Below are 21642 nucleotides of genomic sequence, written 5' to 3' on the forward strand. Positions count from 1 at the left end.
ATAATGCATGTATCCTTAGGGCTTCCTCCATTACGAACGGGAGGATTAACAAAGTATAGTATGGATTTAATGCTGACACAGCAGCGAATGGATCAGGAAATTAGTCTGCTGTACCCGGGCCACTATACATTACAGCGTAATTTGCATATCCAGAAGAATGATTCATTTCACGATATAGAAGTATATGAAATCGTAAATCCTCTTCCGGTGTCATTGCTTGGTGGAGTGAAAAAGCCCGAAGAGTTCATGAAACTTGGTAACCGAGAGCCTTATGAGAGGCTCTTATATAAAGTTAAGCCGGATATCATTCACATGCATACATTTATGGGGATTCATAAGCAATTTCTAGAAGTAGCCAAAGAACTGGGCATTAAGATCGTATTCACATCACATGACTATTTCGGTATATGCCCGAAGGTCAATCTGTTAAATCATGAGGGAAAAGCATGTGAGAGCTTCCAGTATGGTCAGGCGTGTATAGCTTGTAATCAGAATGGATACAGCTCTGGAATGATGTATATGATGCAGTCACGTGTGTACCGCCGATTTAAGAATAGTCATATAGTCAAGCACTTGCGCAAGAAGATTAAGCAGCGTGTTCATCCCGCTGAAAATGGTATTCCAGACGGTCTGAAATCTAACTCATCTAACCCGGTGCTGGCTTCTCTTTATGCTGAATTACGCAATTATTACTTAGAAATGTATTCACTTATCGACCGGATTCACTTTAATAGCTCCATTTCACAACAAGAGTACAGCAAATATATCAGCAACCAAGGGGATATCATTTCACTTCGTCACAGGAATATGAAAGACAGGCGCAGCATCAAACCGTTTCAAAAGGATCATCAGCCTCTGCGGCTTACCTATTTAGGACCGGTAGATGTGTATAAAGGATTTTTCTTATTAAAGGATAGTTTGGATTTGCTAGAGTCTTGGGGGATAAGCAGTTGGCATCTTAATGTATATGGGGATGCCACCTTATCGGATGAGGATTACAACGTGGATCGATATACATTTCATGGACGCTATGAATATGAGGATTTAGCCGCAATATTCAACCATACAGACTTGTTGATTATTCCGAGCATATGGAAAGAAACATTTGGTTTTATCGGTATGGAGGCATTGGCATATGGTGTTCCTATTTTAATAACCGACCAGGTCGGATTTAAAGATCTCATTCATGACGGTTTGACCGGATTCATAGCAGCTCCTGAAGTGAACGACCTTGCCAGCCGGATGAGATATATCTTGGAGAATCGCCGTAGGCTTGAGGAGATTAATCAGAATATTATCGCTATGGAAATTGATTTTTCAATGGAACAGCACACGAAAGATCTTATTCAATGGTATTCCACAGTAAGGGAAGAGGTTAGGATATGAAGAGGCATGTGTTTATTATCGGTTCCAAAGGAATTCCGGCACGGTATGGCGGATTCGAAACGTTCGTGGATCAATTAACGGCAAAGAGGAAAGACAGTGATATTAAGTATCATGTGGCTTGTCTCGCTAAAGAGTCTGGAGAGTTTGAGTATAATCATGCGCGCTGCTTTCAAGTAAAGGTTCCGAGCTTAGGCAGTGCGAGAGCCGTTATTTATGATCTTCTCAGTTTGCAGGAATGCACAAAATATATTCAAAAGAATAAGCTCTACAACAGCATTATTTACATTTTGGCCTGTCGGATCGGGCCTTTTTTTTATTTGTATAAAAGAAAGCTCGAGAAAATGGGCGTCCAAGTATACGTAAATCCGGACGGTCACGAATGGAAGCGGGGAAAATGGAATTTCGCCATTAAGCAATATTGGAAATATTCAGAAAAGCTCATGGTCAAGCATGCTGATCTTCTCGTTTGCGATTCGCGCGGAATCGAAGAATACATTCAATCGGATTACTCTTCTTATAAACCGAAAACCACTTTTATTGCATATGGTGCTGATGTGGGTGAATCCAGCATGGAGAATGATGATGATATATTGCTGCAATGGATGGGGCAGCATCAGGTGAGGACGAACGAGTATTATTTGATCATTGGTCGCTTTGTTCCGGAGAATAATTATGAGTTGATTATTAGGGAATTTATGAAATCCGATACGAATAAGGACTTGGTGATCATTACTGGTTTCGAGAACAATAAATTTTATCGGGATATGTTAGCTCGAACACGCTTTGATCAGGATAAACGGATAAAATTTGTTGGAACGGTGTATAACCAGCTTTTATTAAAAAAAATACGTGAGCTGGCTTACGGTTACTGCCATGGTCACGAAGTTGGCGGCACCAATCCATCGCTGCTCGAATCGTTGGCATCTACGAAGCTGAATCTGTTGTATGATGTTGTGTTTAACCGGGAGGTAGGTGCTGACAGTTCTTTGTATTTCACAGCGGAGCCTGGCTCGCTAGCCCAATTAATTCATGAAGCGGATCGTTTCAGTAGTGAGAGGGTAGCAGCATTTGAAGACCATGCCAAAACACGGATTATTCAAGAGTATGCATGGGAGAAAATTGTGGATGAGTATGAAAGTTTATTTATCGGAGAGGAGTTGCATGTACATGAAAGGGATTATATTAGCGGGTGGCAGCGGAACAAGGCTTTACCCATTAACGAAAACCATTTCTAAGCAGCTGCTACCGATCTACGATAAGCCGATGATTTATTATCCCCTGTCCGTTCTGATGCTCGCGGGAATTCGGGATATTCTAATCATATCAACTCCGAGTGACACTCCGCGCTTTTATGAGCTCCTGGGTACAGGAGAACAGCTGGGTATACATATATCTTACGCTGTACAACCAGCTCCAGAGGGATTGGCTCAGGCATTTATCATTGCTGAAGACTTCATCGGAGGGGACCGGGTAGCGCTTATTTTGGGAGACAATTTATTTTATGGGCATGGTCTTACGGAGCTTCTGCAATCAGCAGGTAAACGGGAACAAGGAGCGACGATATTTGGTTACCATGTGAAGGATCCAGAACGGTTTGGCGTCGTTGAATTCAATGATGAAGCCGCTGTGATTTCGGTGGAAGAGAAACCAGCTTTCCCTAAATCAAATTATGCAGTTACTGGGCTGTATTTCTATGACAACAATGTTATTGATATTGCCAAGCATATTTCGCCATCAGCTCGAGGAGAGATGGAAATCACAGATATTAATAAAGTCTATTTGGAAAATGGGCTCCTAAATGTACAGATACTCGGTCGTGGATATTCATGGTTTGATTCCGGAACGCACGAATCTTTATTGGAGGCTTCACAATTTATCGAAACGATAGAGAATCGGCAAAACTTAAAGGTCGCATGTTTAGAAGAGATAGCCTATTTAATGGGGTATATTTCGAAAGAAGAACTGCTGGTACAAGCTGAATCTATGAGCAAGAGCGCTTATGGGGCTTACCTTCTGAAGCTTGTGCAAGGAATTAATAATCCGATCTATATTGCATAGTAATGTGCGAAGTGAGGTTGTGAAATGGTAAACCTAAAAGATCATTATAAAAGGGCAATTAAAACGGTTTTGCCAGCCGGAATAATGATCTCTGTTATGGGGCCGTTCTCTAACAACAATCCGTTCCCGCTCAATAATACAGCTACTGAGATAATTGCGGATGGTACGGTTAGCAATTCTCTACAGGTGGATGAGTTTAATCCGCATTGGTTCGGAGCAATTGGAGATGGGAAAAATGACGATACCAAGGGGATTCAAGCAGCTGTTAATGCAGCTGCAGTAAAAGGAGGAACCGTCGTTTTTCCTGCGGGAACATATAACGTCAGTCAAATAGATTTAAAATCTAACGTGAAACTAGTCGGAAAGAAGGGAGCGGTGTTACAGTCATCGTCTTCAAGGAATCAAGATTTCACGATGAATGCTATGGGGGTTTCTAACTTTGAGGTAGTAGATCTTGTCGGATCATTTAACTTTAATATTTCGAACTGCTCTGAATTTGTTATTCGCAATGTAAAGGTTACTGGTAACTCGCAAAGCTGGTATTTTTACGAGTCAACGAATGGGAGTATTCTAAACAATCAAATTTTGAATACAAAAAATACAACTGCACGAATTATTTACATTAATAAAAGTTCCAAAATGCTTGTTAAGGGTAATTTGATCAAAAATAAAATGTTATTTAATAACGTGAGTCCGAATTTAAATACCGGAATTAATGTTTCCTCTTCTAGGTACATTCAAGTCATGTATAACCATGTTGAGAATTGTGGTGGACAAGGAATTTTATTCGATACCAACATCGGAATTGCTGAACCGGATGAACGGCAATGTTTTAGCAATATTGCTTTTGGAAATGTCGTTATTGGCAATGGACAAGAAGGGATCACGGCTTTTTCCTCCAATCAATTTGAAACTTACGATATTACGATATCCAATAATATATGCATTAACAACCGATACGATGGGATTGAATTATGGGGCGTTAGACAATGTATTGTAGAAGCAAACAGAATAAGTGCATCCGCGATGAAGGAATATAGCTTTGGTGCAATTAATATTTTAGCAGCGAAGGATATTATAGTGAATAGTAATTCCATTGATAATGTACCGAATTCCGGAATCGCTACAGTGAAAGGTTCACAATACCCTCAGCCAGAGTGCTCGAATATTATCATTATTAATAATCGCATTCGGAACTGGAATAATCTCGATCTCAATCCAGCGCTTAATCATGATCAGAATAGTGGCATTAACTTGTTCGGAGCGGAATATAGTATTGTTCATGGGAATATCATTTGGGACACGAAGCTGGGAAGAAAGCATCCCATAAAAGCAATTTTCGTACTTCAAGGTCGTCACTTAATAGGGGACAATGTGAATCCCGGCAACCTTTTGATCGAGGATCATCAGAAAGTGGATCAGAGGTGGGCAATGAAAAGAATTGCTGGGCATATTCCTTTATTGCGAATGTCGCAGCTGCCGGGTGATATTTACAACGGGAATATTTCAGGAATAGATTCCGAGTCTCTCTGGTACAACCATATTAAAAATGCCATCTATTATAAAGAACATGTTAAACCGATGCTTGTGCCTACCGTCATTGATGGGGTATAAGCACTTCAGGTTTTTTTTGTTTAGAAGACATAATGTTTTTATTCATATAACAAAGGGTGATACCGTGGAGAAGACAATGCTTGGTTTAGTGAAGGAAAAACGTGAGCCCGGAGCGGTTCTTAAGGAGGTTCCTGTGCCGGTAATCGGCGCTGATGAAGTATTGGTGCGCGTTAAAGCTAGTTCGATCTGCGGCACAGATGTACATATTTATAATTGGGATGCCTGGGCGGAAAAGACGGTTGTGACCCCAAATGTGTTCGGACATGAATTTGCTGGGGTTGTAGAAGCTGTGGGAAGTCAGGTTGTAAATGTAAAAATCGGTGATCATATTTCAGCGGAAGGTCATATCGTCTGCGGCTATTGCAAGCCATGTCGAACAGGTAATTCCCATGTTTGTTTAAATACACGAAGCTTTGGGATTACGGCCCCGGGTTGTTTTGCAACCTATGCGACTGTAAAGGCAAGCAATGTGATTCATAACCGACCGGATATGCCTTTTGAGATCGCTTGTCTACAAGATCCACTTGGTAACGCGGTGCAGACGGTTCTGTCAGGAGATATTGTCGGTAAATCGGTGGCTGTGATCGGTTCAGGTCTCATTGGCTTAATGTCTATCGCTGTTGCTAAAGCGTGCGGCGCTGGTCAAGTGATTGCAGCAGATATCAATCCATATCGTCTAGAGATGGCTCATAAGATGGGTGCTGATGTTCTTATTAACAATTCAGTAGAGAAGCTGTCAACAGCGATTTTCGAGCATACCGGGGGAGAAGGCGCCGAAGTGGTGTTAGAAATGTCCGGCAATCCAGAGGCGATGCAGGAAGGTTTTGAAGGAGCTGCAAAGGCTGCGCGTGTGTCACTTTTGGGTATTCCCGTTGAGGACGTTTCGCTCGATATGGGGCATATCATATTCAAAGGTCTGCGGGTAGAAGGAATTACGGGACGCCGTATGTATGAGACATGGTACCAAATGAAAGGATTACTTGATAGAGGAGCATTGAATCTGAATCCGCTAGTTACACATACGTTTACGTTGGACCGTTATGAGGAAGCTTTTGAGTTAATGCGCAGCGGAAGATGTGGCAAGATCATATTTCTACATGAATCTAATATGATGAATGAGAAAAATCGGAATTATGAGAACTACACCTATCTAACGGTTTGAATCCAAAAACAGCCTGCACTCTTCAATAGAGAGTGCAGGCTGTTTTTTTGATTGAGGATATTAATTCAGTCTGTTTGTTTTTGCAATAGAGATTTAATTTTCAACTTGTTCATCTGAAGTATTGTATAAAGCTTAAGCAATTTAAAGCCTTTGATGTTGCTTATAATGCGGATATGATAATTAAGTTTAACTTTATCTAACCAATAAAATTTATATTCTTGATTGCCAGCCATGAAATCTATTTCGGATATTCCATTTTGCGAATAATGCTCCACTAACCGATGAGTGAGAATTAAACCGACCCCATATTCAGCAAATTGGGATGAGGTGGCGGTGATATACATGTAAGCCTTGCTCTTATGGATGAAGGTTAGCCATACAGAAGCGATACTACCATCTATTTCAATGTAGGAAAAATGAGCAGTGTTATTCAGTTGGAAAGTCGGTATGATTTCGAGAAAAAAATTTATAAATCTAGGTTCAGTGAATAAGCTTTGAGGCCATCGTTGTTTATGGAGTGTTGTGAAACGATCCCAAACTCGTTCAAAGTTTGGTTCATGTATTCGGATATGAACTTCATGTTCACGACATAATTTCCGCTCTTTTCGTTCAATGGCTTTCAGTCTGCTTTTATCGAATTTGTTCTCGTGGTCAGCGTTTAAGTTCATAAACGGTGAAAGGGACAATTGGTTAATAAACATGTCACATTGTCCACCAAAAGATTGTTGGATTAAAGAAGTATTCGGATTTTTGGAGTGAAAGCTATACAGGTCTATCCAATCCCACTCCGTTTGATGACTTAATATAGCTGATGTAAGTAGTTTCAATAGTTTGACGTGATGATATTCCTTATGTAAGTAGAAATTATTGCTCTCACCTGTTCCCGATATAATGCATTGCAGTGATTTAACTTTGCGCCATTTCAGTTTAATTGTAGCTATACAGAGTGGGGCAATGGCAACGGCTTGATCGTCGTCTGTTACTACCACAATGAACAGCTGTTTTTGTTTTTCAAACATATGCTTCAAATAAATCTGCAGCCATTCCCACGTATCAAATATTTCGGGATGTTCGATATTACGGATTAAATTGCGCCAAGTCGTTTCTAGCTCTGATAACTTGTTGATATCTCTAATAATTACAGTTTCAATAATAATCTCTCCAGTCATTGGTTAATTTCTACTTTGTAGTACGTATTTTTTAGAAATGACATCTATTTTGTTGACAAATATTGTCGGATTATATAAATTACAGTTAAAGATACAGTTCGTATCGTTAACTGTATCTTAACTGTATCTCCGTAGGAGAGGATGTTGGTTATATGGAGGAAAAGAAGATGTACTGTGTGTGTTGCAGCAAGCTAGTATCTCTATTAGAAGGCGAGAATATTTTTCGCACGGGTTTCTTTAGAAATAATATTCCGGCTGGGATATGTCTGGCTTGTTCGAAGCTGCGTCAGGTTCATCAAAGGTAAGGATGCCTACGAATATAGAAAATATGTTACTATTAATGGGATTATATTGAAGATAATGAAGTAATATGACAGGTTGTAAAGGAGTAAAGCAGTATGCAGGAACCTTTAGTAAGGCTGATGGGTGTAACGAAAGTAATCTCATCCAAGACCTTAGTTCAGGATCTATCTTTGGATATTCCAGCTGGTCAAGTGTTCGGCTTTTTGGGTCCGAATGGTGCAGGGAAGACTACGACAATTCGAATGATGGTCGGTTTGATGTCGATTACGAAGGGGGATATTCTCATTGGTGGGCACAGTATCCGTGAGAATTATGAAAAAGCCTCTTCACAAATTGGTGCGATTGTTGAAAACCCAGAAATGTATAAATTTTTGTCAGGATATAAGAATTTGGTTCATTTTGCCCGTATGATGCCGAATATTTCTGAAGAGCGTATCCGTGAAGTGATTGAATTGGTGGGACTTACGGATCGTATTCACGATAAAGTGAGCACCTATTCACTTGGAATGCGGCAGAGACTTGGGGTGGCACAGGCACTGCTTCACCGGCCTAAGCTGCTCATTCTGGATGAACCGACGAATGGTCTGGATCCCCAAGGGATTAGAGAACTTCGGGATTATTTACGGATGTTATGTCGTGAAGAGGGCACCACAGTGTTCGTTTCTAGTCATCTCTTGTCTGAAATGGAGCTGATGTGTGATGCGGTTGGTGTTATACAGAATGGCAAGCTGATTGATGTACGTCAGCTCCGGACATCTGAAGGAGAGCGTTCATTTGAGGAAACGGCTTTTGAGGTGAATGATGTTGCGCTTTCAGAGAAGCTATTGAAATCTATTTCCTACAGAGTACATGGAAACCGGATTATCGTACGCGGTGACCGCAGCACAATCGCCGAGATTAATGCCGAATTTGTGCGAGGTGGGGTTCAGGTCTATGGAATTCAGCCAATCACGACTTCGCTCGAGGATCAATTCTTGGAAATGACGGGAAGTGAACGACATGACTGATTTTCTAAAGCTTGTTGCGAATGAAAATATGAAAATATATAGTCGGCCCCGCACATGGGTAATGATTGGAATTCTAGCTCTTTTTAATGTGCTTCTCCCTGTTCTCTGGAATCTGACGGGTGCACCACTGGGTACCTGGACCGCTTTTTCGTTAACGGAGAGCTTTACTTTTATGTTAAATATTATTTTTACTGTGGTTATTGCTGCTGACTTAGTGGCTGGGGAATTTACTTGGGGGACGATCAAGCTTTTGCTGATTCGACCATGGAGCAGAGGCAAAATCTTGCTATCTAAATTTCTGGCTATGATTTTGTTTTCCTTGTTCGGTACGGTAGTCGTGGCGGGGGTTGGGATCCTGGCATCTGCGATTCTATTTTCCGGATCATCAGAGATTTCTTATATGCCGGAAGTAACGGGAGCGGAAAGTACCATATTCATGCTGCTGACCGATTATATCGAATTGTTTGTCATCGCGTTAATAGCATTTATGATCTCCACGGTATTTCGCTCCGGAAGTCTTGCCATCGGAATATCAATTTTATTGTTGTTTACAAGTGGTTTGCTTGGTCAGTTGGTTGATCCGAATAAATATGAATTAGCGAAATATAATCTGTTTCTTCACATTGATCTCAGTGGATACATTCATTCTTCTGTTGGTCCTGCTGGTGTTGGGATCGGTTTCTCCATCGCCGTGATCGTGGGGTATTGTTTGATTTTTGCATTGATATCCTGGTGGTCCTTTGCCAAGAGAGATGTGTCTGCTTAATCTGGTTGAGTAAAGGTCACTTATAGTTCAGATAATCTAAAAGAGCTCCCTCGGCAGATCCTTTGTCGAAGGGGCTCTTTTAGTTGGTCTATATGCCATATTTATTTGGTTTACCCCGCTTCGGATCTTTGCATAGGGACTGATTCTAGAGAAGACTTACCGACACTGCTAGCAGCTGCCGAATTCTCCATGTGACTGGCCCCATTAAGGACGCCGCCTTCCATAATAATGAGGGAAGATACATTGACATCCCCATGCATTTGTCCAGTCGGGGTGATGGTAAGCTTACCTTCTGCTGAAATATCCCCGTACACTTGACCCGCGATGATCACTTCTTTAGCCGAAATGTTAGAACGTGCGATTGCACTTTCACCAATGGTTACGTTTCCTTGGCTTTCTATAGAACCGTTGAATTTTCCGTCAATTCTCAGATCAGCATCGCAGTTAAGAGTACCGTCTATCTGACTTCCTTGGCTAATTAGTGTGCTAGTTCCAGCAGATGTGCGTTTTCTTCTTTTTGACTTCTTCATGCGAAGAACCTCCTTAAAAGCATTATTGTAGGTACGGTAGCGGGTTGACGGTCTGGTTGTTCTTGACGACCTGAAAGTGAAGATGTGGACCCGTGCTGCGTCCTGTGTTGCCCATCTTACCGATCTGCTGTCCTTGTTCGACTTGATCACCAACATTTACATCTATGCTGTCAAGGTGCATATACCATGTCTCAAGCCCGTTTTGATGACGGACAATTATATAGTTCCCTCGAGCACCGCCGCTACGTTCTGCTGTTGTAATCGTACCTGAACCAGCTGCGAATATCGGATCTCCACGTTCACCCGCAATATCGATTCCGGCATGATAAGCCGAACGACCGTTAAAAGGGTCCGTGCGATACCCGAAACTAGAAGTAAGTCGTTTGGAGTGAGTTGGCCAATAGGTTGGAGTTGCTTCACGTTTACTTTGTGTTTCCTCTGCTTGATTGAGGGTTTGAGGAATATGACTCTCCATGGTTTTGATCAGATTCTGTATATCCTCAAAATCATCTTTCGTTTCTTCGGCCAAATGCAGCATTTCGTTCTCATGAACGGCGATATATTCGCCGCCAATATTTCCATTGTCCAGTGACAGTGACGACGTGTCTTCACCAGGGGAGCCATACTTTTGAATAAACTGCTGAAGCTCAAGCTCAAGCTCTTTAACTCTTTTCATTTGTGTTTTGGTTTGTGCGGCTTCGCTAGATAATTGGATGATCGCTTTGTTGAGTTGCTCAATGGCCTCTTCTTTATCGGTGACGGTTACTTCCATCTTCATTGATTCCAGACTTTTCAGGGTAATCTGCTGTTCCAGCTGTGAAATCGTACGTGCAGAGTGGATCTGCATGGAAACAATGAGACTTGAGATTGATAAGATGGCAGCGGCAGGTACTGCAATCATCAAGGGCTTGGATAAATGAACCTGCTTAACCGATTGCTGAGCATCACGGAGTACCAGCAAGGTTAAACGTTGTTTCCTTCGTTTGTTCTTCATGGCATCCCCTTTCATTTATTTCTATGAGCTACATTGGTAAAGACAATGGGGTGGACGACTCCTTATTCTCTATTTATTCTACGATTGAGATAAACATGTCAAAAATATATTAGGAGATGAAGTAGTGTTCATAATTGGGCCTGAATGGGTATGTATTGAATAAATACATAAATGAATGGTCAATGATGTAATATCATCTTTGATTCATGTAAGGGGGCTGCCAATATGATGTGGCTTCTGCTTGCACTTATAGCATTTATATGCCAAATGGCTGCGGTGCTTTTGTTGGAATTCAGAAATCCGTCCAAGGCTGTGGCGTGGCTATTTATTTTATTTTGCTTACCGTTAATAGGTTTTGTGCTCTACTTTTTTATCGCTCAAGACTATCAACAGCGTCTGAAGATTCGCAACCGTGGAACTCGTTTATTTCAGGAGATTCGGGAGCATTTATGGACGAAAGCAGCAGTTGTACATAAGCCGAATGATATGCGTAATCCCGATTTTCATCATCATTTGCGTTTGTTCAATTTGCTTAATCATCTCTCGGAAAGTCCGATCACCGGATGTAATAGCAGCAAGGTTTTGACCGACGGTGAAGAGGCCTATGCTGCCATGTTAAAAGCCATGGAAAATGCAAAAGATCATATTCATGTGGAGTTTTATATTTTCCGTCATGACAGCATTGGGACGAAGTTTCAGGATGTAATGATTCGTAAAGCGAAGGAAGGGGTCAAGGTTCGTCTTATTTGTGATGGACTCGGCAGTTACAAACTGAAAAATTCGTTTATTCGCCGGTTTAAAGAAGCTGGCGTGGAGTTCCATTTTTTCCTTCCGGCGCTTGTTTCCGTTTTTAATCGCAGAATTAATTACCGAAATCACCGGAAGATCGTAGTTGTTGACGGAACCATCGGGTTCTTAGGCGGTATCAACGTAGGTGATGATTATTTGGGGAAATATCCGAAAATGGGCTACTGGCGGGATACCCATCTTGAAGTGGAAGGGGATGCGGTATATTTTTTGCAAAATGTATTTCTTCAAGATTGGAAGCTTGCCTCCGGCAATAAAATTGTAGATCTCCGTTTATTTCCTGAGCATCAATGCAAAGGGGAAGAGCAGGTACAAATTTTGAGCAGTGGGCCGGATATGAGTTGGAATGCGATACAGGAAATGTGTTTTGGCTCGATATCCGTAGCAAGAGAACGGATTTGGATCACTTCACCATACTTTATTCCTGATGAAGGATTGTATGAGGCGCTCAAGACAGCTGCGGTTAGCGGAGTGGATGTGCGAATTATTATTCCGGATAAGGCAGATTCACGTCTTGTTAAATTAGCTTCTCTTTCATATGTGGAAGAGCTTTTAACCGCTGGGGTAAAGTTTTACGAATATCGTAAAGGATTTATTCACGCGAAAGTGCTAATCGTGGATGATTTGATTGGCTCTGTGGGTACAGCGAATATGGATATGCGCAGTTTCTTTTGTAATTTTGAACTAACCGCCGTTCTATTTGATAAAGAGCCGATCAATCATTTAGTTTCTGATTTTGAGGAGGACCTGCGTAACAGCAGCATGATAGATGCCCGAAAATTCCACGAACGCGGAAGATTTCAAAAGGCTTCTGAAATATTATGTAGAATGTTATCACCGCTGTTATAATCCAGATCGAACCTTAGTCTAGGGTCTGGATTATTTTGGGCATAATTACAATACTTAATCTTGGATTTTATATCACACCCATCATTTTATGGTAAAATAAACATAGAGATAAAGCTTATAGACAAACAGTTGAGCTTTATTGCAAAATGATCGGGGGAATTTTATGTCCAGCGAAATGAAAGTAGTAACGCAGCCGCAACCGTCTCTATCGCAGCCGCCAATGCCTCAGATAAATCAGTCACAGCCGGAGAAGCCATCTGCAAAATCGCTCCAAGTTAGGCTTTTCCGTCGGTTTGTTTTTTTAACACTTGGAGCTTTATTGATGGCCGTTGGACTGGAAATATTTCTCGTGCCAAACCGTATTATTGACGGAGGAATAACCGGGATCTCGATTATGGTTTCACATATCACCCAAATACCACTCGGGGTTTTCCTGACTCTCTTTAACCTTCCGTTTTTATTTATGGGGTATAAGCAAATCGGCAAAACGTTTGCGTTATCCACTCTTTTCGCCGTTTTGGTTATGTCGGTAGGGACTTACTTTCTTCATCCAGTGTCCCCACTTACCATTGATCCGCTTTTAGCTGCTGTTTTTGGCGGAGTTATTCTTGGTGTTGGTGTTGGTCTCGTTATCCGTTCAGGTGGGTCGCTTGATGGTACAGAGATCGTTGCTATCCTGATTAATAAAAAAGCACCGTTTTCTGTTGGTGAAATTGTCATGTTCATCAATTTCTTTATTCTCGGTAGTGCAGGGTTTATTTTTGGTTGGGACCATGCGATGTACTCTTTGATCGCCTACTACCTCGCTTTCAAACTGATTGACATTACGATTGAAGGCATTGACCAATCCAAATCGGTATGGATTATTAGCGAGAAATACAAAGAAATCGGTGATGCACTTACTCAGCGTTTAGGTCGGGGTGTCACTTATCTGGACGGAGAAGGTGCTTATACTGGAGATAGTAAGAAAGTTATTTTTGTAGTGATTACCCGGCTTGAAGAGGCGAAGCTGAAATCGATTGTTGAAGATTGGGATTCTCAAGCGTTCATGGCGGTTGGTAATATTCATGATGTTAAAGGTGGCCGTTTCAAGAAGAAGGATATCCATTAAGTTTACAATTATCAGCAGCACATACTCCTCACAAAAGCATAAAGTTTGTAATAAAAAAGATCCCTTCCTATGCTTACATCATATAGGCGGGATCTTCTTTTTGCTTTTAAGGATATCTGTGGTAGCAAATACTAAACATTTAACAGAAGTTCCTTTAATTATTCCATCTTTTTTACGGAGTCGGTTTAATATAATCATGATATTGACTTTAAGAAACACATGATAAACAATGAATTTTATACTTTCACAGATAAAAGAATATTTTGAACTTTTAAATAGAAAATTGTGAAAGGGTTTACATTAGGGGTTTTGAAACCCTTACTGATCTTCTATTGCGGATGCCAAATCCGGTAACGTCCGCTTAGTGCGAGTAGAGCGAATAGGTATAAGCAGTTGTCATAGTAACGTCTACTACCCGTTCGGAGTGGAGTCTTCCAGAACCGTTCAACAGTTGATCGTGCATGCTCATGATTAGCTGACGCCATGATCGCCACTGCGTTCGTAGCAATTAAGGCCACAGGATGAAGGGCTTTATCTTCAAGCGGCAATCCTGCTACCGTATAACGCCGATAATCTTCAGGATTCTTGTCTGAGAAAAAGGTTAATATTCGCTCGGCGATCATGCTTAATTCAGGAGCCACCCCGAACCATTCAGCATCTATCCCAATATTTGCTGCCACCCGGTAAGAGTCACTGAAAAAGTGTCCATAACCGTGCTCGTTGTTCGGTGTTCCATCATAGTAAGCATACTCAGGAGCAAGTCCGGTTTCCTTATGACAAGCAGTCGTTAAATAATGCCTGCTAGCCACAGCTGCTTCCATCCAAAATTGCTGATCTTCAGGATTTGCCCACCGTGCGAATAGCTCGTAGAAATGGGGAAGGTGGTAAGAAGGATCTGTAAATTCACAGCTGGGTACAAATTTAATTAACTTGTTGTCCAGATTCCACATTGGGAAACCGTAACCGTCTTCCGCACCTTTATGAATGCAGGTATTCAGAAGTTTTCGCGCTTGCTGTCCATAATCAAATGGAGTTTCATTCTTGTCCCCCCAGCGGTGTGAGGCGAAGAAAAGGGCAAGGGCGAAGAATTCTTCTCCGTCAGGGGCTGGTCCATCCGAATTTCGCGTTCCGTCCGGCAGACAGGACCATGCGAAATAGCCTGCGTTCGGCCCTTCATTAATGAACATATACTCCATGGTGTAACGCCATATCCGATCAAAAATTTCCTGTTGGTCCATCTGTACAGCCATCATCATTCCGTATGACATTCCTTCTGTCCGGACATCTACATTACCCGTGTCCAGCATGTAGCCCATATCTTTTCCCATTTCGTAATAGATACGTGTATCCGGCGAGTCTCCAAATAATTGCTTCCAGCATGTATGGATCCGATCTTCGATCTCGGAAAGAGCGTAACCATAATCGAACAACATATTACGATATTGATTGGTGTGAAAAGCGCCTTGCCTAACGACGGATGACATCCTATTCAAGCCTCCTATAAGTTTTAAGCTCAGATCTGGCATTCATCATCGTTAGCTTACAGCTGAATCGAACGGGAAGAAATGAAAAAAGTATAGAACGTGCTGTGGAATCTATAGAAATGATAAGAAGGAGGGAACATCATGAAAAAAGTGATCCTAGTAGATGATGAACTGTTTGTGCGCAAAGGGTTAATTGAACTCATTCGCTGGGGAGATTTAGGCTTTCAAATCGTAGCAGAAGCAGAGGATGGGGAAGAAGCTCTTTCTTTAATTAGTGAGCATAGTCCGGATCTCGTTCTGACAGATATTAAAATGCCAGTGATGGATGGCTTATCTTTAATTGCCGCTGTTCAGGAAAGTGAAGAGCCTGCTCCTGAATTTATCATACTCAGCGGTTATAACGATTTTACGTATGCTCAGCGTGCCCTTCGTTTTGGTGTTCAGGACTTTATCCTAAAGCCCATTGATGAAGATGAGCTTACCTGTACACTGCAGAGAATGAATCAAAGATGGTCGCAATCTGAGGAAACGGAATATAAAGCGCAGCTTAAGGGGGAAGCAGCACTGAATGCGCTGCTCTTCGAACAGAGAGAAGAGCTGCAGACGGCAGATTTAGCGCAAGCGTTAGGCATACAAGAGAGTGAGCCAAGCTGTTATTGCATCCTAGAGCGCAACAGTTGTAGGGAGGAAGTAGAGGCTCCTTCGCTTCGCGAATGGAAGTCGTTCATCAGCAATATATTAGCGCGGGTAGGAGGCAGCGTTTCTATTTTTCATGATCTAAGTCCCTATACCTTTGGTTTTTTGCTCACAGGTGACCACCTTCGAGATCGTCTAGAAAGGTTCAAGGTTCAGATCACGTCACAGCTGTTACGTAATACTGGGCGGGAGGAAGCATCTGAGATCCGAATTTATGTGGGTGAAATGGTACAAACTCCTCTGGATCTAAAGATCTCCTATGAAGGAGCGAGAGAAGCCATGCTAGGCAAATATGCGCTGGATGACTTTTATGTAATAACACAAGAGATGGCTAGAAAAGCTGCGCTTTCTTTTCGTGATTTGGAGACGTCTGTCTACAGTTCTTTACAGGAATATGTGGAGGAGAATAACATCCCTGCTTTATCTGAGGTTGTCACACGAATTAAGGATGATTTTAAGAAATTTGCTCTCACCTCTGATGCTGTACTGGCCTCCATCTCGAAATGTGGCATGTGTGTACTGGATGCGATTAGAAAAATAAATGTAGATGAGGAACCGACGATCCATTCCCGTTCGATTATGATGCAGTGGAACCGGGCGCCAAGAACATTGTCCTTGTTAATGGAAGAGCTGATGATTTTTTTGATTGAAAGTGCAGATCAAATGGAGGAACTATGCAAAAGTAAAACGACGGGGAACATCCATAAAGTTCGACAATATATCGAATCGCATTATCAAGAAGAAATTACGCTTAAGATTATATCTAAACGTTTTTTTATGAATCCTGTTTACTTGGGGCAGCTGTTCAAGAATACATATGGCACCTATTTTAATGATTTTCTTCTTCATCTGCGCATTCAGGAGGCGAAGCGGCTATTAAGGCAAACGGATCAGAAAATATATGAAATTGCTGAACAAGTGGGATTTAGCAGCCCAGAATACTTCATTAAGCAATTTGAGAAGGTGGAGGGGCATTCGCCAACAGAATATAAATTGGCAGTGCATACGAAAAAATCATGATGCGTAACTTTCGCTTAAATCTGAATATGAATAACGTCCGTCTTCGCAATAAAATGCTGATGATGTATTTTGTGTCAGTGTTTATACCTGTCGTGCTGACGAATATTATCTTCTATTTCATTACTTCAGATAATATCCGAGATCAAAAGATGCATGATATCTCGCTTACGGTGAAGCAAATACGTGATGAGTTTCAAGATCAGATTGATGCGGTAACCGGGATTTCAAGCATATTGTACAACGACACGATTCTCTGGAAGTATATAGAGCAGCGGTATGATCAGCCTGCCGATTATGTGGAGAACTATAACAGTTACATCAGTCTGATGCTGGAGAAATACAGCCCGTTATATAAAACAATTAAGGAGATTACGATTTACACCGAAAATGACAGCATTATATATGGCGGGCGTGTACAGCCATTAACTAACGTGAGACAGCAGGATTGGTATCAGAGGGTCAGCATGGCTTCACCTTCTACAGTTTCACTTGAGACAATATCCCCTGAGCAAGGTAATGGTTCGGAGACGCTTAGCCTGCTAAGAAGGATTGGTGGAGCGGAGGGGGGAGACAGACAGCTGCTTCTGCTAAGAATAGACTTTCACTCGGATGTCACCGAATCCATTTTTCGGAACATTACTCTGAACGGATCGCTTTACCTATTACAAGGAGATCACATCCTATATACAACAACCCCAAGTTCGAATAAAGAAGGGACCTATACACCTGTACGAAAAAAAGGAGTAGTGCTCTTCCATGAGCCTTTCTCTGCATCCTATCTGAAAGATTGGGCCATAGCCGGAGAGTTTCAAGAAAAGGTAGTTCTTGCCGATGTACGCCGTTCTGGGCAATTTGTATTCTATTTAGCGCTTGTGAATCTTCTTGTTCCGACTTTGTTGATTATATGGTTTAATCGCTCGCTGCATGCTCGTCTCGTCCGTATTCTCAAACAGATGAAGCGGGTGAAGAACCAAACCTTTGAGCCTATCGTTGAGCCCGTAACAAGGGATGAGATCGGTCAGTTAATGCTCACATTTAATCAGATGACACTTCAAATTCGCAGTTTGATTAATGATGTGTACGTCTCGCAGATTCAAAAGAAAGAGCTTGAATTAAAGCGCAATCGAGCCCAGCTTACTGCACTGCAAAGTCAAATCAATCCCCATTTTCTGTTTAATGCACTTGAAACGATTCGCATGCGAAGTTTAATCAAGCAGGAACATGAGACTGCCCGAATTATTCAGAACATGGCTAAAATCTTTCGTAAATCACTTACCTGGGGAAAAGACTGGGTTACGGTGAAGGAAGAGATTGATTTAGTCGTTTGTTTTTTAGAGATACAAAAATATCGTTTTGAAGATAAACTGCAATATTCGATTGATGTAGATCCTGAATTAGAGCAGACACTGATTCCGAAGATGACACTTCAGCCGCTGGTGGAGAATGCAAGCATTCATGGGATCGAAGCGGTCAAGCGCAGTGGAATGATTCAGGTTAGCGTGAAGAAAACAGAAGAAGGATTCATATGTAAAGTTTCAGATAATGGAGTCGGTATTGAGCCCAAAAAGCTGGAATCACTTTTATTAAATCTTTCCGCCAGTGATGAAATGGGTGAACATATTGGAATTGCAAATGTTTACTTTCGCTTGAAACTATATTACGGAGAAGCTGCAGTTTTTCGTATCAGAAGTGAAGAAGGTGCCGGGACTTGCATCGAGATTATCGTTCGTGAATCAGCGGGAATAGATAACGATTGAAGATATATCTAAACATATTGCAGTAACATATTTAGTTTCTACATTTAGCGAAAACGCTTCCCATTCTATAATGAAAATGCTTACAAGAGATGCTCATACACGCTTAATACCAATGAATATAGGGGGTAGTGTTTTTATGAACAAGAAAAAATGGCTGGCGGTCGTGCTTGCGGCGACGTTTGCAATTGCGGTCAGCGGATGCTCTGGGAACAGTTCGAATACGAATAACACCAGTGAGCCGGGTAACGAGGGGACAAATAAAAAAGAACCGGTCACGTTTACGTATTTTAACGCCACAGCCAATAAAGACATCGATACCAATAAGACCAAGATTGGTAAAATTCTTGAAGAGCAGACTGGAGTGAACTTTAAGCAGGAGTTTCTGGTAGGGGATCTTCAGACGAAAATTGGTACGATGATCGCTAGTAACGAATATCCTGATGTCATTCAGCCTGACGCGGGTATTGACAAGATTATAGATGCAGGTGCATTTATACCACTTAATGATTTGATTGATAAGCACGGGCCTAATATTAAACGTGTATACGAGCCTTACTTTAACTTGATGACAGCAGATGACGGCAACATCTATTTCTTACCGTTTTCACCGCTTGTTGGTGAATATATACCGAACCCGACGATAGACCAAGGCGCATTCTGGATTCAGAACCGTGTATTGAAAGAAGCTGGTTATCCAAAGATCAAGACGCTGGACGAGTATGTGAAACTGATTTCGGATTATGTGGATAAACACCCAGATGAGGATACTATTGGTATGACCTTGCTGACGCACGATTGGCGCTTCTTTGATGTAACAAACCCACCGAATCACCTTGCTGGTTATCCGAATGACGGCGGTGTGCAGGTTGATATGAAGACCATGGAAGCAAAAGTTTACGGAGATAACGACGACACCAAGCGCTGGCTTCAGACGCTTAATGATCTCAATGCGAAAGGGCTGCTTGATAAATCCTCTTTCGTTGATAACTATGATCAATACCTTGCGAAGTTGACCTCCGGCAAAGTGCTTGGCTTCTTCGATTATGGTTGGCAGGCACAGCAAGCGTTTAATACGCTGAGAAGTAATGGTAAAGATGATCTGGAGTATTTCCCACTTCCGATTGTATTAGATGAGAACATTAAAGATCAATATTTAGATCCGCCATCATTTGTAAATAACCGGGGGATTGGTATCTCCGTTAGTGCAAAAGATCCTGCTCGAATTATTCAATATTTCGATAACTTACTTACAGACGAGAACCAGAAGTTGACGCGTTGGGGAATCAAAGGCGAGACGTACGAAGTAGACGATAAGGGACGTCTTTACCAAACAGATGAACAGATCGCTAAGCTGAAAGACAACGATTATTCTCGTGAAATCGGGATTAGTTACTATTCCTACTACTGGCCAATGTATGGACAGGGATCAACTTTCCCGGATGGAAATGCGGTCGATCCAGGAAGACAAACAGAAGTGGCACAGGCTTCTTTTACAGCTGAGGAGAAAGAGCGTCTAAATAAATATGGTGTAGAGACATACTCAGAAATGTTTGCCGCACCGGAAGAGCGTCCGTGGTACCCTGCATGGAGTATCGCACTTGAGCAAGGCTCACAGGCTCAGATCTTCTCGGTGAAACAAACCGATTTGCAGAAGAAATATTTTGCGAAAATCGTACTTGCCGCGCCGGATAAGTTCGAAAGTGTCTGGAACGAGTACGTAACAGAGTATCGAAAAACACCGGTCGAAGAGTACGAGAAAACAATGACTGAAGAAGTTAAGAAAAAAGTTCAAAAGATTCAGGGGACGCAGTGATCTTTGAGCCATAAGCAAGAGCAAGGGATGTGTAACTGGCGATGATTGGCGAAGAAGGGGGAATACGCATGATCTCACACGTTCCCCTTCTTTTTTTATCCTCCAAAACAGCCGGACATACAATCATCAGATAGAGGAAGTGGAATGATGAGCGACCTTCAAGTTTCAAAATCTAGCCCATATAAGCCTTCTCGCTTCAATTTATTTGTGAAAAAGCTTATTAATCAGCGTGTACTCATTATAATGACCGTACCCTTTCTAATCTGGCTGGCTATATTTAAGTATTTACCGCTTTGGGGTTGGACGATTGCTTTTCAGGATTATAAGCCGGCAAAAGATTTCGCTGATCAAAAATGGGTAGGGTTGAAACAGTTTCGATTTATGTTTGAGGATGATCGGTTTCTTCTCGTGTTAAGGAACACGCTTGCGATGAGTCTGATCAATTTTGTGCTTGGTTTTGTTACTGCCATTATTCTGGCCCTTCTCCTAAACGAACTTCGAAGTGTTGTTTTCAAACGAGTTGTACAAACGGTTAGCTATCTGCCGCATTTTATCTCCTGGGTTGTGGCAGCAACAATTATTCAGACAGCGCTATCAGCAGACGGCGGTATCATAAACGTGATACTTCTGAAATTGGGATTTATTCATGAACCCGTATTATGGCTTGGCGTTGGTGAATACTTCTGGGGGATTATGGGGACAGCTGAGGTTTGGAAGAATATCGGATGGAATACGATCATTTATTTGGCGGCAATGACCTCAATTGACCCTTCGCAATATGAAGCGGCAGAGATGGATGGAGCAAGTAAATTGCGCAGGATATGGCATATTACCCTTCCTGGCATTCGACCTGTAATTATTATCTTGATTATTATGAATCTCGGTCAGATTCTAGAAACGGGATTTGAACCGCAGTATTTGCTCGGAAACGGCCTTAATATTGATTATTCTGAAAATCTTGAGATTTTCATTTTGAAATACGGGATGAATTTGGGGAATTACTCTTTATCCGTTGCTGCAGGTATTTTCAAAACGATCATTAGCATCATTCTATTATTCTCAGCAAATCATATCGCCAAGCGTTTTGGCCAAGATAGATTGTTCTAGGAGGGAGCG

At 41.7% G+C, this 21642-nt stretch carries 17 protein-coding genes; 13 read left to right on the plus strand and 4 right to left on the minus strand.

Translation table 11 applies throughout. The features are described 5' to 3' along the window. Positions 1 to 3: 3 nt before the first annotated feature. From ACFQV5_RS05295 to tdh, 5 genes are all read left to right on the plus strand, one after another. Positions 4 to 1386: a glycosyltransferase gene (locus tag ACFQV5_RS05295; RefSeq protein WP_379244517.1), complete on the plus strand. Its 1383-nt coding sequence runs from the start codon at positions 4 to 6 to the stop codon at positions 1384 to 1386. Beyond that, positions 1383 to 2621 (plus strand): beta 1-4 rhamnosyltransferase Cps2T, encoded by a 1239-nt coding sequence (gene cps2T, locus ACFQV5_RS05300; protein ID WP_379244362.1) that lies wholly within the window; start codon positions 1383 to 1385, stop codon positions 2619 to 2621. Before ACFQV5_RS05295 ends, cps2T begins: the two co-directional genes overlap by 4 nt. After that, a complete protein-coding gene (gene rfbA, locus ACFQV5_RS05305; protein WP_379244364.1) occupies positions 2554 to 3444 on the plus strand; it encodes a glucose-1-phosphate thymidylyltransferase RfbA in 891 nt (296 codons plus the stop codon). Before cps2T ends, rfbA begins: the two co-directional genes overlap by 68 nt. 24 nt (positions 3445 to 3468) lie before the next feature. After that, positions 3469 to 5058, plus strand: coding sequence for a right-handed parallel beta-helix repeat-containing protein (locus ACFQV5_RS05310; RefSeq protein ID WP_379244366.1), 1590 nt, complete (start codon positions 3469 to 3471; stop codon positions 5056 to 5058). A gap of 64 nt (positions 5059 to 5122) precedes the next feature. Then, positions 5123 to 6220, plus strand: coding sequence for an L-threonine 3-dehydrogenase (gene tdh, locus ACFQV5_RS05315; protein WP_379244368.1), 1098 nt, complete (start codon positions 5123 to 5125; stop codon positions 6218 to 6220). 65 nt (positions 6221 to 6285) lie between these two features. Here the strand turns inward: tdh and ACFQV5_RS05320 are convergent, their stop codons facing one another. Beyond that, on the minus strand, positions 6286 to 7389 hold the full coding sequence (locus ACFQV5_RS05320; RefSeq protein ID WP_379244370.1) for a GNAT family N-acetyltransferase: 1104 nt from the start codon (positions 7387 to 7389) through the stop codon (positions 6286 to 6288). Between the two features lie 398 nt (positions 7390 to 7787). Here ACFQV5_RS05320 and ACFQV5_RS05325 point away from each other — a divergent pair, with 398 nt between their 5' ends. Then, entirely contained in the window at positions 7788 to 8699 is a 912-nt protein-coding gene (locus tag ACFQV5_RS05325) for an ABC transporter ATP-binding protein (RefSeq protein ID WP_379244372.1), read from the plus strand. Then, positions 8692 to 9465, plus strand: coding sequence for an ABC transporter permease (locus ACFQV5_RS05330; protein ID WP_379244374.1), 774 nt, complete (start codon positions 8692 to 8694; stop codon positions 9463 to 9465). The genes ACFQV5_RS05325 and ACFQV5_RS05330 overlap by 8 nt, the downstream gene beginning before the upstream one ends. Positions 9466 to 9575: 110 nt before the next feature. On the opposite strand, the gene ACFQV5_RS05335 is transcribed toward ACFQV5_RS05330, so the two are convergent. After that, the gene (locus ACFQV5_RS05335; RefSeq protein ID WP_379244376.1) at positions 9576 to 9995 is read right to left on the minus strand and encodes a bactofilin family protein; all 420 of its coding nucleotides are present in this window, start codon (positions 9993 to 9995) and stop codon (positions 9576 to 9578) included. Between the two features lie 22 nt (positions 9996 to 10017). Then, complete coding sequence (locus ACFQV5_RS05340) at positions 10018 to 10989, minus strand: peptidoglycan DD-metalloendopeptidase family protein (protein WP_379244378.1); 972 nt, start codon at positions 10987 to 10989, stop codon at positions 10018 to 10020. A gap of 225 nt (positions 10990 to 11214) precedes the next feature. Here ACFQV5_RS05340 and cls point away from each other — a divergent pair, with 225 nt between their 5' ends. Together cls and ACFQV5_RS05350 are read left to right on the plus strand one after the other, a co-directional pair. Beyond that, the gene (gene cls / locus ACFQV5_RS05345; protein ID WP_379244380.1) at positions 11215 to 12645 is read left to right on the plus strand and encodes a cardiolipin synthase; all 1431 of its coding nucleotides are present in this window, start codon (positions 11215 to 11217) and stop codon (positions 12643 to 12645) included. Between the two features lie 220 nt (positions 12646 to 12865). Continuing rightward, a complete protein-coding gene (locus tag ACFQV5_RS05350; RefSeq protein ID WP_379244519.1) occupies positions 12866 to 13756 on the plus strand; it encodes a YitT family protein in 891 nt (296 codons plus the stop codon). Positions 13757 to 14085: 329 nt separating this feature from the next. On the opposite strand, the gene ACFQV5_RS05355 is transcribed toward ACFQV5_RS05350, so the two are convergent. Further along, positions 14086 to 15240 carry a family 8 glycosyl hydrolase gene (locus tag ACFQV5_RS05355; RefSeq protein ID WP_379244382.1) on the minus strand — a complete coding sequence of 385 codons (1155 nt, stop codon included), beginning with the start codon at positions 15238 to 15240 and terminating at the stop codon, positions 14086 to 14088. 141 nt (positions 15241 to 15381) lie between these two features. On the opposite strand from ACFQV5_RS05355, the gene ACFQV5_RS05360 reads away from it, so the two are divergent. The 4 genes from ACFQV5_RS05360 to ACFQV5_RS05375 all read left to right on the plus strand — a co-directional run bounded on the left by ACFQV5_RS05360 (position 15382) and on the right by ACFQV5_RS05375 (position 21633). Beyond that, complete coding sequence (locus tag ACFQV5_RS05360; protein WP_379244384.1) at positions 15382 to 16956, plus strand: response regulator transcription factor; 1575 nt, start codon at positions 15382 to 15384, stop codon at positions 16954 to 16956. Between the two features lie 26 nt (positions 16957 to 16982). Then, positions 16983 to 18713: a sensor histidine kinase gene (locus ACFQV5_RS05365; protein WP_379244386.1), complete on the plus strand. Its 1731-nt coding sequence runs from the start codon at positions 16983 to 16985 to the stop codon at positions 18711 to 18713. A gap of 136 nt (positions 18714 to 18849) precedes the next feature. Then, on the plus strand, positions 18850 to 20526 hold the full coding sequence (locus ACFQV5_RS05370; protein WP_379244388.1) for an ABC transporter substrate-binding protein: 1677 nt from the start codon (positions 18850 to 18852) through the stop codon (positions 20524 to 20526). A 144-nt stretch (positions 20527 to 20670) separates the two neighbouring features. Next, complete coding sequence (locus ACFQV5_RS05375) at positions 20671 to 21633, plus strand: ABC transporter permease (RefSeq protein WP_379244390.1); 963 nt, start codon at positions 20671 to 20673, stop codon at positions 21631 to 21633. The last annotated feature ends 9 nt before the right edge of the window (positions 21634 to 21642 follow it).

Source organism: Paenibacillus sp. GCM10028914 (assembly GCF_042666275.1).
In the GTDB taxonomy this organism is placed as follows: Bacteria; Bacillota; Bacilli; order Paenibacillales; family Paenibacillaceae; genus Paenibacillus_AQ.

Excerpts from the sequence above, each read along its gene's own strand:
- ACFQV5_RS05295 (WP_379244517.1), top strand. The coding sequence starts at position 4 with ATGCATGTATCCTTAGGGCTTCCTCCATTACGAACGGGAGGATTAACA.
- cps2T (WP_379244362.1), top strand. The coding sequence starts at position 1,383 with ATGAAGAGGCATGTGTTTATTATCGGTTCCAAAGGAATTCCGGCACGG.
- rfbA (WP_379244364.1), top strand. The coding sequence starts at position 2,554 with ATGAAAGGGATTATATTAGCGGGTGGCAGCGGAACAAGGCTTTACCCA.
- ACFQV5_RS05310 (WP_379244366.1), top strand. The coding sequence starts at position 3,469 with ATGGTAAACCTAAAAGATCATTATAAAAGGGCAATTAAAACGGTTTTG.
- ACFQV5_RS05320 (WP_379244370.1), bottom strand. The coding sequence starts at position 7,389 with ATGACTGGAGAGATTATTATTGAAACTGTAATTATTAGAGATATCAAC.
- ACFQV5_RS05325 (WP_379244372.1), top strand. The coding sequence starts at position 7,788 with ATGCAGGAACCTTTAGTAAGGCTGATGGGTGTAACGAAAGTAATCTCA.
- ACFQV5_RS05330 (WP_379244374.1), top strand. The coding sequence starts at position 8,692 with ATGACTGATTTTCTAAAGCTTGTTGCGAATGAAAATATGAAAATATAT.
- ACFQV5_RS05335 (WP_379244376.1), bottom strand. The coding sequence starts at position 9,995 with ATGAAGAAGTCAAAAAGAAGAAAACGCACATCTGCTGGAACTAGCACA.
- ACFQV5_RS05340 (WP_379244378.1), bottom strand. The coding sequence starts at position 10,989 with ATGAAGAACAAACGAAGGAAACAACGTTTAACCTTGCTGGTACTCCGT.
- cls (WP_379244380.1), top strand. The coding sequence starts at position 11,215 with ATGATGTGGCTTCTGCTTGCACTTATAGCATTTATATGCCAAATGGCT.
- ACFQV5_RS05350 (WP_379244519.1), top strand. The coding sequence starts at position 12,866 with ATGCCTCAGATAAATCAGTCACAGCCGGAGAAGCCATCTGCAAAATCG.
- ACFQV5_RS05355 (WP_379244382.1), bottom strand. The coding sequence starts at position 15,240 with ATGTCATCCGTCGTTAGGCAAGGCGCTTTTCACACCAATCAATATCGT.
- ACFQV5_RS05360 (WP_379244384.1), top strand. The coding sequence starts at position 15,382 with ATGAAAAAAGTGATCCTAGTAGATGATGAACTGTTTGTGCGCAAAGGG.
- ACFQV5_RS05365 (WP_379244386.1), top strand. The coding sequence starts at position 16,983 with ATGAATAACGTCCGTCTTCGCAATAAAATGCTGATGATGTATTTTGTG.
- ACFQV5_RS05370 (WP_379244388.1), top strand. The coding sequence starts at position 18,850 with ATGAACAAGAAAAAATGGCTGGCGGTCGTGCTTGCGGCGACGTTTGCA.
- ACFQV5_RS05375 (WP_379244390.1), top strand. The coding sequence starts at position 20,671 with ATGATGAGCGACCTTCAAGTTTCAAAATCTAGCCCATATAAGCCTTCT.